Source organism: Exiguobacterium sp. E4787 (genome assembly GCF_018618375.1).
In the GTDB taxonomy this organism is placed as follows: domain Bacteria; phylum Bacillota; class Bacilli; order Exiguobacteriales; family Exiguobacteriaceae; genus Exiguobacterium; species Exiguobacterium chiriqhucha.
The window spans coordinates 35,345-50,292 of record NZ_JACSLY010000007.1 but is presented as its reverse complement, the minus strand read 5'-3'; the positions used below and the strand labels follow the sequence as shown (position 1 = coordinate 50,292).

18 protein-coding genes are annotated in these 14,948 nt (G+C 54.1%); 3 read left to right on the top strand and 15 right to left on the bottom strand.

Features of this window, described 5'->3' with window-relative positions:
• Positions 1 to 75: 75 nt before the first annotated feature.
• The 6 genes from KNP80_RS09295 to glyA form a co-directional block, all read right to left on the bottom strand.
• Entirely contained in the window at positions 76 to 804 is a 729-nt protein-coding gene (locus KNP80_RS09295) for a hypothetical protein (protein ID WP_251129001.1), read from the bottom strand.
• Positions 805 to 920: 116 nt separating this feature from the next.
• On the bottom strand, positions 921 to 2,159 hold the full coding sequence (locus tag KNP80_RS09290; protein WP_214834591.1) for a sensor histidine kinase: 1,239 nt from the start codon (positions 2,157 to 2,159) through the stop codon (positions 921 to 923).
• 1 nt (position 2,160) lies between these two features.
• A complete protein-coding gene (locus tag KNP80_RS09285) occupies positions 2,161 to 2,838 on the bottom strand; it encodes a response regulator transcription factor (protein WP_214719339.1) in 678 nt (225 codons plus the stop codon).
• Between the two features lie 72 nt (positions 2,839 to 2,910).
• Positions 2,911 to 3,180, bottom strand: coding sequence for a hypothetical protein (locus KNP80_RS09280; RefSeq protein ID WP_214719338.1), 270 nt, complete (start codon positions 3,178 to 3,180; stop codon positions 2,911 to 2,913).
• 108 nt (positions 3,181 to 3,288) lie between these two features.
• A complete protein-coding gene (locus tag KNP80_RS09275) occupies positions 3,289 to 4,215 on the bottom strand; it encodes a hypothetical protein (protein WP_214719337.1) in 927 nt (308 codons plus the stop codon).
• 3 nt (positions 4,216 to 4,218) lie between these two features.
• Positions 4,219 to 5,472 carry a serine hydroxymethyltransferase gene (glyA, locus tag KNP80_RS09270; RefSeq protein ID WP_058764822.1) on the bottom strand — a complete coding sequence of 418 codons (1,254 nt, stop codon included), beginning with the start codon at positions 5,470 to 5,472 and terminating at the stop codon, positions 4,219 to 4,221.
• 128 nt (positions 5,473 to 5,600) lie between these two features.
• On the opposite strand from glyA, the gene KNP80_RS09265 reads away from it, so the two are divergent.
• On the top strand, positions 5,601 to 6,386 hold the full coding sequence (locus KNP80_RS09265) for an alpha/beta hydrolase (protein WP_214719335.1): 786 nt from the start codon (positions 5,601 to 5,603) through the stop codon (positions 6,384 to 6,386).
• Positions 6,387 to 6,421: 35 nt separating this feature from the next.
• Here KNP80_RS09265 and KNP80_RS09260 read toward each other — a convergent pair whose 3' ends face one another.
• The 9 genes from KNP80_RS09260 to rho all read right to left on the bottom strand — a co-directional run bounded on the left by KNP80_RS09260 (position 6,422) and on the right by rho (position 13,341).
• Positions 6,422 to 6,964: a TIGR01440 family protein gene (locus KNP80_RS09260; protein ID WP_214719333.1), complete on the bottom strand. Its 543-nt coding sequence runs from the start codon at positions 6,962 to 6,964 to the stop codon at positions 6,422 to 6,424.
• Entirely contained in the window at positions 6,961 to 7,401 is a 441-nt protein-coding gene (gene rpiB, locus KNP80_RS09255; protein WP_021066115.1) for a ribose 5-phosphate isomerase B, read from the bottom strand. The genes KNP80_RS09260 and rpiB overlap by 4 nt, the downstream gene beginning before the upstream one ends.
• 4 nt (positions 7,402 to 7,405) lie before the next feature.
• Positions 7,406 to 7,900 (bottom strand): low molecular weight protein arginine phosphatase, encoded by a 495-nt coding sequence (locus KNP80_RS09250; protein WP_251128999.1) that lies wholly within the window; start codon positions 7,898 to 7,900, stop codon positions 7,406 to 7,408.
• A 40-nt stretch (positions 7,901 to 7,940) separates the two neighbouring features.
• Positions 7,941 to 8,939 (bottom strand): L-threonylcarbamoyladenylate synthase, encoded by a 999-nt coding sequence (locus KNP80_RS09245; protein WP_214719329.1) that lies wholly within the window; start codon positions 8,937 to 8,939, stop codon positions 7,941 to 7,943.
• A complete protein-coding gene (prmC, locus tag KNP80_RS09240; protein ID WP_214719386.1) occupies positions 8,905 to 9,777 on the bottom strand; it encodes a peptide chain release factor N(5)-glutamine methyltransferase in 873 nt (290 codons plus the stop codon). The genes KNP80_RS09245 and prmC overlap by 35 nt, the downstream gene beginning before the upstream one ends.
• Positions 9,777 to 10,847 (bottom strand): peptide chain release factor 1, encoded by a 1,071-nt coding sequence (gene prfA / locus KNP80_RS09235; protein ID WP_214719327.1) that lies wholly within the window; start codon positions 10,845 to 10,847, stop codon positions 9,777 to 9,779. The genes prmC and prfA overlap by 1 nt, the downstream gene beginning before the upstream one ends.
• 79 nt (positions 10,848 to 10,926) lie before the next feature.
• Positions 10,927 to 11,538, bottom strand: coding sequence for a thymidine kinase (locus KNP80_RS09230; RefSeq protein ID WP_214719325.1), 612 nt, complete (start codon positions 11,536 to 11,538; stop codon positions 10,927 to 10,929).
• Positions 11,539 to 11,675: 137 nt separating this feature from the next.
• Positions 11,676 to 11,918 (bottom strand): type B 50S ribosomal protein L31, encoded by a 243-nt coding sequence (locus KNP80_RS09225; protein WP_021066109.1) that lies wholly within the window; start codon positions 11,916 to 11,918, stop codon positions 11,676 to 11,678.
• An 82-nt stretch (positions 11,919 to 12,000) separates the two neighbouring features.
• Positions 12,001 to 13,341, bottom strand: a complete 1,341-nt coding sequence (rho, locus tag KNP80_RS09220; RefSeq protein ID WP_021066108.1) for a transcription termination factor Rho — start codon at positions 13,339 to 13,341, stop codon at positions 12,001 to 12,003.
• A gap of 378 nt (positions 13,342 to 13,719) precedes the next feature.
• On the opposite strand from rho, the gene KNP80_RS09215 reads away from it, so the two are divergent.
• Both KNP80_RS09215 and KNP80_RS09210 read left to right on the top strand, forming a co-directional pair.
• A complete protein-coding gene (locus KNP80_RS09215) occupies positions 13,720 to 14,418 on the top strand; it encodes a C40 family peptidase (protein ID WP_214719323.1) in 699 nt (232 codons plus the stop codon).
• A gap of 131 nt (positions 14,419 to 14,549) precedes the next feature.
• On the top strand, positions 14,550 to 14,948 hold the full coding sequence (locus KNP80_RS09210) for a hypothetical protein (protein WP_131471447.1): 399 nt from the start codon (positions 14,550 to 14,552) through the stop codon (positions 14,946 to 14,948).

Here is a 14,948-nt window from a genome sequence, read left to right as displayed (position 1 = left end):
TCACCTTATCATACAATAATAATTATTGACCTAGTTAGAAGATTAAACAAAAAATGCCACTTTCGTGGCATTTTTTTAGTCGTCGTCGCGCTCATCATCTTGATCATCGTCACGGTCGTCATCTTGGTCGTCATCATTTTGATTGTCGTTTTGATCATCTTGATTGTCTTGGTCATCCCGGTCATCGTCACGTTCAATCTCTTTCACTTGCTGTTGAAGGTTCAACTCGAGTTTGACACGGTCACCGGCTTTTGGCGCCTCGTCGTCAAGCTCGTAGCGGCTCGCGAGTTTAAACGTCTCTGACTCGCCGTCACGTTCGATTGTCACGTCACGGTCCGACAGGCTGACGAACGTGCCATAGATGTCGAAGTCGTCACTTTCACGGTCGACTTCCTTCACTTCCTCGTTTTGATTGAATTCCAATTTGACACGGTCCCCTGCTTTCGGTGTGTCGTCGTCAATCTCATGACGGGCCGCGAGCGGATACGTCGATTCTTTACCGCTGAAGCTGATCGTCACATCACGATCCGATAAGCTGACGAGGGTACCATACAATTTATAATCATCGTCATCGACCGAACGGACCGGCGTATCGTTCGATGCTGATCCTTCTGACGAAGTGGCTGCTTCTTGACTCGCATCATCTTGCGCATCGTCTGCGGCATCATCGGTTCCGCTGTTCACGCTATCGACCGCGCGTGGAACGATGACCGTGTCCGTCTTGTCGTTCGCGACATACAACCCGATTCCGGCGACGGCTAGTACCGCCAACCCGACTCCTAAAATCCATCCGATTAATTTCATGATGCTTCCTCCTCGTTTCATGTGGTGAACTTGTTCTACATCTTCATCATAGAACGGTGACCTTAGAGCACCACGAGGATTCCATTAGAAAATGATGAGAATCTGCGAAAGTTTTGTCATTTTGTGACGTAGAAGACGCTGCCGTCCGGCGCGTTCACATAACTGCCGACCGTCCACCCGTTCAAGTCCGCCACTTCCTTGGCGATGGCGAGACCAAGTCCGCTGCCGCTCCGGTCCCGTGCCTCATCGAGTCGATAGAACCGGTCAAATAACCGTGCCCGGTCCTCCTCCTTGAGCGCCGTCCCATGGTCGCGTACTTCGATGCGGTCCGGCGTCATCGTCACGCGTGTGTCAGTCGCATACTTCAAGCTGTTATCGATGAAGATGACGACGAGCCGTTGCAACGAATCGCGATGACCGTGCCACTCCCCCATCGCCTCGATCGGAACATGGATACCGTGCGATCGTTCGAACCGTTCGGTCAATTGTTCGGCCAGCTCAGTCAATCCGATCGCCTCGGTCTCCACTTCTTTGAGCGAAGAGAATCGGCTCAGTTCGAGCATCGGTTCAATCAAGTCCTCGCGCATTTGCCGCGATTCGGTCAAAATGTGGTCGATGGCCTCGTCACGAACGGCCGGGTCGCTCTGTCCCCAGCGCCGGAGCAGTTTGGCGTACCCTTCGATGACGGTGAGCGGCGTCTTCAGTTCATGTGAAACATCGGCGACGAAGCGTCGCTGTTGCTCCATCGATCCTTCGACCCGGGCAATCATCTGGTTGAAGCCGGTCGCGAGCGTCGAGACCTCGTCTCGGTTCGTCCCGACATCGATTGTTTCGAGCGTACCCGACTCGGTGATCCGTTCCATCGTCGACTCGAGACGGCGGAGTGGATCGAGCCCTTGCCTGACGATCCATAGGCTACCGAGGAACGTCATCGCCACCGCAATCAAGAAGATGACGAGAAAAATCGTGGCGAGCGTCTGGAGCGTCTCGCTCACGGCCGCGTCTTGAAACGCGTAGCCGAGCCCGTCCGACGTCGCGATGACGAACCAATCATCGACGAGCGCCGGTTCTCCAAAGTTGACGGGAAAACGCAAACTCTCTTCGGCCTGTCCGCCGATGATGCCCCAATCGCCGTTCGCTTGCCGTTCGAGCACGACACTGTCCTCGTGCAACGACAAGACGGCTTGTTGGTTCCGCTCGTCTTCCTCGAGCAAGCTGAGTGCCTGGCGCAAGACATCATAGCGGGCGTCGACGATCTGTTGACGCGAGACGAGCCAGGCTACACCGAACGAGGTGATCAGGAGGAACAACATGAACCCCGCCATCGCCAAGGCAATCTTCGTCCGTAGCTTCATCTTATTCACCACGCTTCAACATATAGCCGACGCCTCGGACCGTCTGAATCCAAGAACCCCCGAGTTTCTTCCGGACATAGCGGACGTACACATCGACGACGTTCGTGTCCCCGTAATAATCGAAGCCCCAGACGTGCTCGACGAGTTGGTCGCGTGTGAGCACGCGTTCGGGATGTTCGAGCAGATAGACGAGCAAGTCGAACTCACGTCGGGTCAAGTCGACTTTTTGCCCCTCGCAGATCACTTCATGGCGATTGACGTCGACGGTCAGCCCTTCATAAGATAAGACCCGTTCGCTCGTATCGATTTGGACGTGTTGCCGCATCCGTAAGAACGCCCGAATCCGCGCGAGCAACTCTTCCATCTCGAACGGTTTCGTGATGTAATCGTCGGCCCCGAGGTCGAGACCGCTCACTTTGTCGTAGCGGTCCCCGCGTGCCGTCACCATCAATACCGGGAGGAGCGGTTGCTCTTCTTTGACGCGGCGCACGACTTCAAGTCCGCTCATCTGTGGCAGCATGACATCGAGCAACATCAGGTCAATCCCACCGGTGAGCGCCCGGTCGAGCCCAGCCTGCCCGTCATGGGCGACCTCGACTTCGTAACCGGCATGCATGAGTTCAAGTTCAAGTAATCTGGCAATTTTAGCATCGTCTTCAACGACGAGAATCGTAGGCATTCCATTCATCCTTTCTTAAAAAAAACGCCGAGCAGTCCGCCCGACGCATCATTCTAAGTGTTCCCGGATTCCTCAGTCAAAAAACGGACGAACTGCCTCTGGAATCGCTTGTTCGATGCGCAATTCGAGTGAATCGCCCATCCGGTCAAACGTCGTTTCAATCCCTTCCGCCTGAAACGCCAAATCAGTCCCGACTTGAGCGATTTGGTCGAGCCAGGCGTTACCGGTCAAGGTGAATAATAAGAACCCGGCGACACCTGCCGACATGAGTGTCAATGCGAGCGCACCGACGGCCACTCCTCGAATCAATCTTCCAATCTTTCCTCTGCTAGTTGAGCGCATATGTCCCTCTCCCTTATCCTTTTTCTTTACTGTACGGGAGCGAGCTGAGAAAGAGCGGTGAAATTGATTAGAATTTGATGAGAAAAAGGTCACAGCACGGCTGCGACCTCATTCTTCCTCGAGCACCGATTTGGCAATCGGGGCCCAATACGTCCCGTCCATGGCGGCGACTTCGGCGAGCGTCGTCCGGTATGTGTCGTCCCCGGCCTTCTTCTCGGCGATGCCTTTCATCCATAAGACGTCCGCCTTATATCCCGACTCTGGATACGTGTCGACATAGGCGGCATAATCGGCGATCTCTGCTTCGCCAAGCTTGTTGTCGACGAGCAACCGATAAAACCCGACGGCCTGTTCCTGACCGGCTTTCGCCTTGCCGATGAGGAGCGCATCGGCTTCCTCGTACTGTTTGTCCGAGACGAGCGTTTCGACTTCGCCGAGCGGGATGACTTCCGGTGCCTCAGGAGCTTCGGTCGTCTCGTCCTCGGTTTGGAGCGCCTTGTTCGCTTCCTCGAGTCGAGCAACTTCTTGCTCGAGCTCTTCTAACCGTTTCGCGAGCGCCTCGTCCTCCGTCACCGTTTCGACCCGTTCGTTTGATGCGGTCGGCGTCACGGGCGGCGGCTCCGAATCCGGCCAAAAGATGAGTGCGACCAGACCGAGACCAACGACGAGCGGTAGACCGAGCCACGATTTGTTCCATTTGAAGGCGTTACGCCAAGCCGACAAGTCCGCATGACCGGTGACAGCCGGCGAGAACGAACGAAAGCGGCGCTTGGCCGCCTTCTTTCCGTTCGCCTTCACTTCGAGCGCAAGCCCGAGCCGATGAAACGCCGCCGGCACTTTCATTCCGAGAAGCGGTACAATCCGTTCACTTGCCTCGATATAATACCCGTGGTCGAGTAACGTCGTCACGACCCCGAACTCGTTCGCGACGAGGCGAAACGTCGGGTCATGCTCGCCTTTTCGGACGAGCCATTCCGTCATATCGATGAGCGGCAGTTCCGCAAGTTCCCGATCTGCGAGTGTCCGTACGTCCATTCGTCAGCCTCGTTCAGGATAGAGCGAGAACTTCGACGTCAACGCGCGGACTGCTTCGTGCGCTTCCGCGAGCACTGCTTCATCTTCATGGTTCGTCAAGACGCGTCCGATCAAGCGAGCGACTTCACGCATATCGTCTTCTTTCAATCCGCGCGTCGTCATCGCGGCCGTCCCGAGACGAATCCCGCTCGTGACGAACGGTGATGCCGGATCGAATGGAATCGTGTTCTTGTTGACCGTGATGCCGGCTGCGTCGAGCGCATGCTCGGCCGCTTTCCCGGTGATGTCGATGCCGCGGAGGTCGACGAGGAGAAGGTGGTTATCCGTACCGCCCGATACGATGCGGAGCCCTTCCTCTTCTAGCCCTTGCGCGAGCACCTGTGCATTCTTGATGACTTGTGCCTGATACTCTTTGAACTCAGGTTGGAGCGCTTCCCCGAACGCCACGGCCTTCGCCGCGATGACGTGCATGAGCGGACCACCTTGAATCCCTGGGAAAATCGACTTGTCGATCGCCTTGGCGAACTCTTCTTTACAGAGAATCATGCCGCCGCGTGGACCGCGAAGCGTCTTGTGCGTCGTCGTCGTCACGAAATGCGCGTGCTCGACTGGGTTCGGATGAAGACCGGCCGCGACGAGACCGGCGATGTGGGCCATGTCGACCATGAGGTAGGCATCGACGCTATCGGCGATTTCACGGAACTTAGCGAAGTCGATCGTCCGCGGGTACGCCGAGGCACCAGCGACGATGAGTTTTGGTTTATGTTCTTTCGCGAGGGCTGCGACAACGTCATAATCGATGTGTTCTGTCTCTTTGTCCACACCGTATTCGACGAAATTGTACTGAACGCCTGAGAAGTTGACCGGACTTCCGTGCGTCAAATGGCCACCGTGCGACAAGTTCATGCCGAGCACCGTGTCACCGGCTTCAAGGACTGTGAAATAAACGGCCATGTTCGCTTGGGCACCCGAGTGCGGCTGAACGTTGGCGTGTTCTGCACCGAACAGCTCCTTGGCGCGGTCGCGGGCCAAGTTCTCGGCCACGTCGACAAACTCACAACCACCGTAGTAACGACGGCCTGGATAACCTTCCGCGTACTTGTTCGTGAGCACGCCGCCTTGCGCTTCCATGACTGCTTCTGAGACAAAATTCTCCGAGGCAATGAGTTCGATGTTCTCGCGTTGGCGACCGAGCTCGTGTTGCATCGCTTCAAACAATTCCGCATCCTGTACTTTCAACTTCGTCGTGTTTACCATGTTGAAACCCCCTCTGAATGTCTAAAATCAACACCCCCATCGTAACATATGCTTCTTTTTTTGGGTATCGTCTAATCCACGGGCAAGTCGGGTATCATATGAAAGAAGACGATCAGAGGAGGCTACTTATGATTGAGACAAAACAAATTACCATCACCCCGTTCGAGCGCGAGCGGACGATTCGGATTTATACGCCGGCCGATTACGACTCGACGGACAAACGTTATCCCGTGCTCTATATGCATGACGGACAGAACGTGTTCGCCGACGAGGACGCGAGCTATAAGATGAGCTGGCGCGCCGGTGAGTATATGGACGCTTCGAAGCGCGACATCATCATCGTCGGCATCGACAGCGCCCCCGGCGAGATGCGGCTCGACGAGTACGGTCCGTGGGAGAACCCGTACATCGGCGAGAGCTTGCTCGGTCAAGACGTGACGCTCGGCGGACAAGGATCAGCCTACATTGAATACATCTCACAAGAGTTGAAGCCGATGATTGACGCGAACTATCGGACGAAGCCGGACGAGACGGCGATGATGGGCAGCTCAATGGGCGGCTTGATTTCGATTTACGCCGCTTGCGTCTATCCCGACGTCTTCAAGCGCGTGGCTTCATTGTCCTCGGCGTTCTGGTTCAACCAGACCGAGCTCGAGCAATTGATTGACGCGAGTGATTTGAACGGCGTCGAACGTCTGTATATGGACGTCGGCCGCAAAGAAGTCGAACAGCCGTCAGCGGACGGTCCGACGAACGAGATGTATCTCGAGTCGAGCGAGCGTGTCTACGCCCTGCTGCGCGACAAGGTCGAACATATCCGCTTCGAGGTCATCGAGGAAGGTGTCCATAACGAGCTCGCTTGGCGCAATCGGTTCCCGATGGTCATCTCATATTTGTTCAGTGAAGAGTTATAACGCAAAAGAAAGCCGGTCGCGCAGACCGGCTTTCTTTATTTTGCTGGATAGTGGGCCCGTGGGCCGCCAATCAATTTCGGTCGCGTGATGGCGAACGTAACGTACGCCTCACCGAGCTGCTTCGCCGACAACCGGACCGGGATTGCGACCGGCTTCAAATGCATGCCGATCAGCGTCGATCCGATATCGATGCCGGCGTCCGCTTGAATCGCTTCGACGACGCACGGGGCGTCGAAACGCTCGTACGCCTTCTCGGCCATCGCCCCGCCCGCCGCGCGGACCGGGACGACCGTCACTTCCGTCAACCCGAACTGTTTCAAGGTCCGTCGCTCGATCGTAAGGGCGCGATTGATATGTTCGCACCCTTGAAAGGCGAGATGGACGCCGGTCTTGTCCCGAAACGCAAGGAACGCCTCGATCAAATCCGACGCCACATCAATCGAACCCGCTTTCCCGATCGTCTTGCCGACGACCTCGCTCGTCGAACAACCGATGACGAGCATCTTTTCCTCATCTAACGGAAACCGTTCATGCAACTCCGTCAATAAGTTCAAAAGCTCCGCCTTCATCGTCGTCACTTCGTTTCGTAAGCGCTCATCTTGTCGACACGGTTCGAGTGGCGTCCGCCTTCGAAGTCCGTATCGAGCCATGTCGCCACTAAGTCGAGTGCAAGACCCGGTCCGATGACGCGCTCGCCCATCGTCATGATGTTCGAATCGTTATGTTGACGCGTCGCTTTCGCGCTGAACGAGTCGTGCACGAGTGCCGCCCGAATGCCTTTCACTTTGTTGGCGGCAATGCCGATGCCGATTCCAGTCCCGCAAATCAAAATGCCACGGTCGAACTCGCCGGCCGCGACTGCTTCGGCGACTGGAATAGCTACGTCCGGATAATCGATTGACTCGGCCGAGTGTGTCCCGAAGTCCTTATACTCGTGTCCAAGCTCTTCCAATAATCCGATGATGTCTTTCTTCAAATTGAATCCGCCATGATCGGCGCCGATTGCGATTTTCATTCCGTCATTCCCCCGTCTTCTTTGGTAGGCGTCTCGGTGGTTTCGTCACCTTTGACCCGTCATTCGTCAATTTTAGCACAAGTCGATTCACGAGTGGTTCGAGTTCGTTTCGGACTTGGCGGTAGACGTTCATCGACCCTCCGAACGGGTCGTTAATATCGCGCTCGAGTCCCGTGACGAACTCATATAATGTGAATGTGCGATCGGTCAAATCCGGATACGTGTCCCGAATCTGTTCACGATGCGCCCGTGTCATCGTCAAGATGACGTCCGACCAGCGTCCGAGGACGTCGTCAAACGTTTGCGTCACGTGCTCGAGCTCAATTCCTCGTTCACGCAACACTTGGAGTGCATTTTCTGATGCGTCAAACCCTTGCATCGTCCGAAGCCCGGCTGAACGAATATCGAACTCGTCCCCCGTCACTTTCGAACGGAGCAGGGCCATCGCCATCGGGCTTCGGCATGTGTTCCCACTACATATGAATAATACGCGTTTCATCGACATCGCGTGATCCTCCTCTATGTCCTTAAGCCTCTTCCTATGGACGGATGACTTTACCGCCAGCCGCCTTGTAGAGGCGGTTATAAACGGCAAGAGCGACTCCCGTCGGTTCAATCCGATTCACGTAAATCTCTTCTACATCCGTCTCATCAAATTTACGCAACGCCTCGTATAGACGCTGGGCCGCCGTCTCCATCGAAGTGCCGAGAGAGAGGGTGACGTCAGCCGGGGTCGTCGCTTCATCGAACACGAGTGCGCCAACTCGCTTGCCCGCTTCCTGCCGCGCCATGACGACACGGACGAGGTCTTCACGTCCCCCTTCGACTAAATACAGGGGTGCGCTCGGGGCGTAATGGGTGTACTTCATTCCTGGTGATCGTGGCGCAGCTGTTTCATCGCTCAAGTTGGCATCGAGAATGACCGGGCCAATAACCGTTTCAATCGCTTCTTTCGTCACGCCGCCCGGACGTAAAATCGTCGCCGGTTCTGCCGTGCAATCGATTACGGTCGACTCGACGCCGATGCCTGTCGGTCCCCCATCCATAATACCCGCGATCCGACCGGTCAAATCATCTGCAACGTGCCGGGCCGACGTCGGTGATGGACGTCCCGAACGGTTCGCACTTGGTGCTGCCAGTCCAAGACCGGACGTGCGGATCAAGTCAAGTGCGGCCGGATGGTCCGGCATCCGCAATCCAATCGAATCCAGACCAGCCGTCACGAGTGACGATGCCCGACCGTTCGACGGTAAGATGATGGTCAAGGCACCGGGCCAAAACGCTTCCATCAAGCGTCTCGCGACCGGCGGGATGGTTTGCGCGAAATGTTCGGCCTGTTCGACCGTAGCGACGTGGACGATGAGCGGGTTATCCGACGGTCTTCCTTTCGCCTCAAAAATCTTTTTGATGGCGACATCGTTCGTCGCATCTCCGGCGAGTCCGTAGACAGTCTCCGTCGGGATGGCAATCACCTCGCCAGCCTTCAAGAGACGTACCCCTTCCTCAACTTCTGTCGGCTTGATCCATTTCGTTTCCATGCGCAATCCCTTCCCTTACGGCGTAGACGATTCGGTCTTTGCCGTTTATATCTTTTAAAATACCCGTTTCTGCTTCAGGATAACGTTCGGACAGGTACGATTTCACAACTTGTCCTTGATTATACCCGATTTCAAATGCAATCAATTGCCAATCGGCACACAGGACGCGCATCGAGTCGGCAATAATCGTTCGATAAAAGTCGAGCCCGTCCGCTCCGCCGAACAAGGCGAGGTGTGGCTCATAGCCCGCAACCGTCTCATCGAGCAGTTCGTCCGCCTCGATATAAGGTGGATTCGAGACGAGAATACGAATCGAGTCGTCGGCAATCGGCGCGAGGCAATCTCCTTCATAGAAAGACACATCCGCCCCGAGCGCGGCTGCATTACGCTCGGCGACAGCGATTGCTTCCCGGGAAATATCGACCGTTTTGACACGGACACCGAGCTCGAGACTGAGTGTGATGGCGATTGCGCCGCTGCCCGTTCCAATATCGACGATGTCATCGTCGGAGACATTATGCACATGCTCGACGACCCATTCAATCAATTCTTCCGTTTCCGGACGCGGAATCAAGACGTCACGATTGACCTCGAACATCCGTCCATAAAACGGGGCATGACCAATCAAGTGTTGGACCGGCTCACCTGCCAAGAGACGCTCAAACCCGGCGTCAAACGACTTCGCCTCGTCCGTCGTCAATTCATCAGACAAACGGATGAGCAGTCCCGTCCGATCGACGTCAAGGACGTGCATGAGCCACCACTCCGCCATCGAGGCATCACGATTAGCGGCCTCGAGCTCCCGTTCCGCTTGTTTCAGCTTCGCCGCGATTCGCATCAATCGACATCCTCCATCAGACGGGCCTGTTCGTCCATGACGAGGGCGTCGATGATATCTTCAAGTTCCCCCGCGAGGACGCGGTCAAGCTTTTGGAGCGTCAGCCCGATGCGGTGATCGGTCACACGGCTCTGCGGAAAGTTATATGTCCGAATCCGCTCCGAGCGGTCTCCCGTCCCGACGGCCGACTTGCGTTGTGCCGACAGTTCTTGAAGGTGTTCACTCTGCATCTTGTCATACAGGCGGGCCCGGAGCACTTTAAGTGCCTTATCTTTGTTTTTATGTTGTGACTTCTCGTCTTGACACGAGACGACGAGCCCCGATGGGATGTGCGTCAAGCGCACGGCCGATTGGGTCGTGTTGACCGACTGGCCGCCCGGTCCCGATGATGTGAACGTGTCGACACGGACGTCTTTCATATCGATGTGCACTTCGACGTCCTCTGCTTCCGGCAACACGGCGACGGTCGCCGTCGATGTATGGATGCGTCCACCCGACTCGGTCGATGGGACACGTTGGACCCGATGCGCCCCGTTCTCAAACTTTAGTTTCGAATAAGCACCCGTCCCGTTGATGAGGAACGTCACTTCTTTGAAACCGCCGAGTTCCGTATAGTTGGCGTCAATCAACTCTGCCTTCCAGTTCTGGCGCTCGGCGAAGCGCGTGTACATTTTGTATAGGTCGACTGCGAACAGTGCCGCCTCGTCACCTCCGGCTGCCCCGCGAATCTCGACGATGACGTTCTTGTCGTCGTTCGGGTCTTTCGGTAACAGCAAGACACGTAATTTCGCCTCGAGCGCCTTCACTTCCGGCTCAAGGAGTGACATCTCTTCTTTGGCGAGCTCGCGCATGTCAGGATCAAGCGTGCGGTCCTCGAGCATCGCTTTTGCTTCTTTATACGCCGTGCTCGTCTCTTTATAGTGACGGTACGCCTGCACCGTTTCTTCGAGCTGCGACTGCTCTTTTGAATATTGTCGTAATTTATTCGCATCGCTGAGCACTTCAGGGTCAGCGAGCATCTCATTTAATTGCATATAGCGTTCTTCTAATACGCTCAAACGGTCAAACATGATGATCCGTCCTTTCTCCGTCAAATCGAACTGTCTTCATTATAGCAAAAAACGAACCGCCAAGGGCGGTCCGTTGACGTCAGTCGGCCACTGTATGGCGGACTGGCCGTGGTTTATTCGGGACGTCATGGCAATGACGGCAACGCGGTTCGTACGACTCGGAAGCGCCGACCAAGATGATCGGGTCCTCGAAACGGGCAGGCTCTCCGTCAATCAATCGTTGCGTCCGAGAAGCTGGCGCTCCGCATGATAGACAGATGGCCTGCAGCTTCGTGACGAACTCTGCACGCGACAACAGCTCTGGCATCATCGTGAACGGCTCACCTCGGAAGTCCATATCGAGGCCGGCGCAGATGACACGTTTGTCTTCTGACGCCAATTGCTCGATGACGTCGACGATCCCTTCGTCGAAAAACTGAACCTCGTCGATGGCGATGACTTGCGTCTCTTCACGCACCGCATCGTATAAATCTTGACTCGATTGAATCGGCACAGCCACGACTGAGTTGCCGCTGTGGGAGACGACGTTCTCTTCATGATACCGGTCGTCGATTGCCGGTTTGAACACTTGGACAGGGATTTTCCCGTAGTGCGCCCGACGGACACGGCGGATCAGTTCCTCCGATTTCCCAGAAAACATACTCCCACAAATCACTTCTATCCAACCGTAACGGTTCGTCACATGCATCATTCTACTTCGCCCTCTCCTTGGTTAATCGCTTCCCGATTATACCCATCTTTTTCTTGAAGAAAAAGGGTTGACTTCTATCTAGAAAAAATAAAAACCGCCAAGGGCAATCCCTAGGCGGTGTGCATACAAGTTGACGATTAACGTTGGTACTTCTTGTTGAAGCGCTCGATACGACCGTCCGCAGATGCGAATTTCTGGCGACCTGTGTAGAACGGGTGCGAATCAGAAGATACATCGACACGGATGAGTGGGTATTCGTTACCATCTTCCATCGTGATTGTCTCGTTAGAGTAACGAGTCGAACCAGAGATGAATTTGAACTCAGTCGTCGAGTCCATGAATACGACTTTACGGTATTCTGGGTGGATTCCTTGTTTCATTGCTTTTCAACTCCTTCTGCCCTAAGTATTCTTTCAACCTAGAGAAAGTTCACTAGAATATAATAGCACCCGGTTCAAGGATTTACAAGTCCGTTTTCGTTTTTTTCACCGGGCGTCGACTCTTTTTCTTATCGGCTTCAAGCGCCGCAAAAAAGTCGAGGTTCGTTTTCGTTTCGCGGACCCGGCGCAAGAACTGATCGACGAAGTCTGGCGACTCGTTCATCGTGCGACGAATCGTCCAAAGCGAGTCGAGTTCGCCTTTGCCGAGCAGCAATTCTTCCTTGCGCGTTCCCGAACGACGAATGTCGATGGCCGGGAAAATCCGACGTTCCGCCAGTTTGCGGTCGAGGTGCAGCTCCATGTTGCCCGTTCCTTTGAATTCTTCATAGATGACGTCATCCATGCGCGAACCCGTATCGACGAGTGCCGTGCCGAGAATCGTCAAACTGCCACCGTCCTCGATATTACGGGCCGCCCCGAAGAACTTCTTCGGTTTATGGAACGCGGCCGGGTCAATCCCGCCGGAGAGCGTCCGTCCGCTCGGCGGGACGGACAAGTTGTACGCCCGCGTCAGACGCGTGATCGAGTCGAGCAAGATGACCACGTCTTTCTTATGTTCGACGAGGCGCATCGCCCGTTCGAGAACGAGCTCCGAGATGCGAGCATGGTTCTCCGGTGTCTCGTCAAACGTCGAGTAGGCGACGTCTGCGCCAGGCACCGAACGTTGGATATCCGTCACTTCTTCCGGCCGCTCATCAATCAACAGAATAATCAACTCGACGTTCGGATGGTTCGTCGTGATCGAATTGGCAATCTCTTTTAAGAGGGACGTCTTCCCTGCCTTCGGCGGCGCGACAATCAATCCTCGCTGCCCGAAGCCGACGGGAGCAATCATGTCCATGACGCGGACCGACAAATGGTTCGGCTCCGTCTCGAGAACCATCTGTTGTTCCGGATAAATCGGAGTGAGCGCCGGGAAGTAGTCTCGGTTGCGCGTCGAGTCCGTCGTCTCGCCGTTGACCGCCTCGACGCTGAGAAGCCCTTGGAACCGTTCATTCTCTTTCGGCTTCCGGACTTTCCCCGTCACGAGGTCGCCGTTGCGGAGATTGAAGCGGCGGATTTGCGACGCCGCGATATAAATGTCTTCAGACGATTGCGAGTAATTGATGGGGCGTAGGAAGCCAAAACCGCCATCGTTTTGCGACTGTGGGTTAGGCGGAATAATCTCTAGGATTCCTTCGAGGAAATAAAGATCTTTTGATTCTGCCTGTGATTTCAATATCCGGAACATGAGCTCACGTTTACGAGCCTCTCGATATTGAGGCACGTTCACTTCTTTCGCAATCTCATATAACTCTTTCAACGTCTTCGTCTCGAGTTCCCGAAGCGTGTAGTTTTTAGCCGGTTCAGTCGTTTGACTCATTCAAGTCACCTGTCTTTCATGATTCTATATTTCAAAAGTAAACGTTCATTCCTCATTCATCTAATCACACTTCAGTCAAACCGTCACTGTTTGAAAAACGGCTTCATGTCAGTCTATTCCCCTGTTGTTGAAAACATAACAACCTTTTTACTATGTATGTAACAAATAAGTCTCTATTCTCGCATATTGTTTCAAATATGTTACAAGAAAACTGTTTTTGTCTTGTGATTGAAAAATGCCATCGGTCTTGCGCATGATATAGTTTATTTGCACAGGAAACCGGGTAATATCCGCAACTTGTGCTCTAATCTTGTTAACACACATCGATCATATACAGCCACTTAGGGTTTTATTTTAAAAAACGGAGGGAAATATACTATGTTAAAGCGTTTCGCATCTATCATCGTCGCTGCCACTCTCGCTTTCTCGGGTCTTGCTTTCACAACAGGTGAACAAGCAGAAGCCGCTTCTGGAAAATCTGTTTATTCAAAAGTGAATGGCTTGAACATCCGTACAGCACCATCGCTTAAATCGAAAGTATCGGCATCTATGAATAAAGGCCAACGCTATACATACCTCGGTAAAGTTGGTTCGTTCTACAAAATCAACTATAAAGGGACTCACCGTTATATCTCTGCTTCTTCGGCTTACACGTATTTGAAAGCAAATACAGCAACGGCTACTAAAAAAGCATCAGCACCTTCGGCTTCAAACGCTCGTACAAAGCTCGTCGCTGAGTCGAAGAAGTATCTTGGAACACCGTACCGTTACGGCGGAACGACAACTTCTGGTTTTGACTGCTCAGGTTACACAGGTCACGTTTACAAGAAAGCCATCAACAAATCGATTCCGCGTGATTCTCGTTCGCAATACGCAAACTCGAAAAAAGTATCGAAGTCAGCTATTCAAGCCGGCGACCTCGTCTTTTTCTCACACAATGGACGCACGATCCAACACGTTGGAATGGCACTCAGCAAAACACAAATGATCAACTCTGAAACAGGCGGCGTGAAATACGCGAGCTTCACATCAGGTTACTGGGCACCACGTTATGTCGGTGCAGGATCATACCTCTAATTTAAACGACCAAACGACCCGGTTCATAGGAACTGGGTCGTTTTTTTTGCGTTCGTTCATCTTCCGTTCATCTTCCGTTCATATGGCTTCGTTACGATAAAGCCATCACGTTGAAGGAGTTGTTCTATGCCATGGAAAAGATTTGGAGTCTTCGCTTAATTCGCCTCGCCGCGCTGTTCGGTGTCATCGGGACTGCGCTCGGGTCGCATATGTCGGGCGCCGGCAGTTATGCCTTTCGTCCGATCCACGCCCATATTCTGCTCGCCGGTTGGTTATCGGTTTTCGCCTGGGGAGTCTTCTATCGCTTATATGCGGTCCGTAACCAACTGCTCGTCACGATTCACGGGTGGACGGCCGTCATCGGATCAATCGGATTGACGAGCGGGATGTGGTTCTACACGATGAACCCGTTCCAATGGAATGAGACCGTCACCCTTGTGTATTTCATCGTCGGGGGCACAGTCTCGTTAATCAGTTTTATTCTCTTTTTGATTGTGACGTTTATGATCGACCAGGACGAGCGGGGCTGA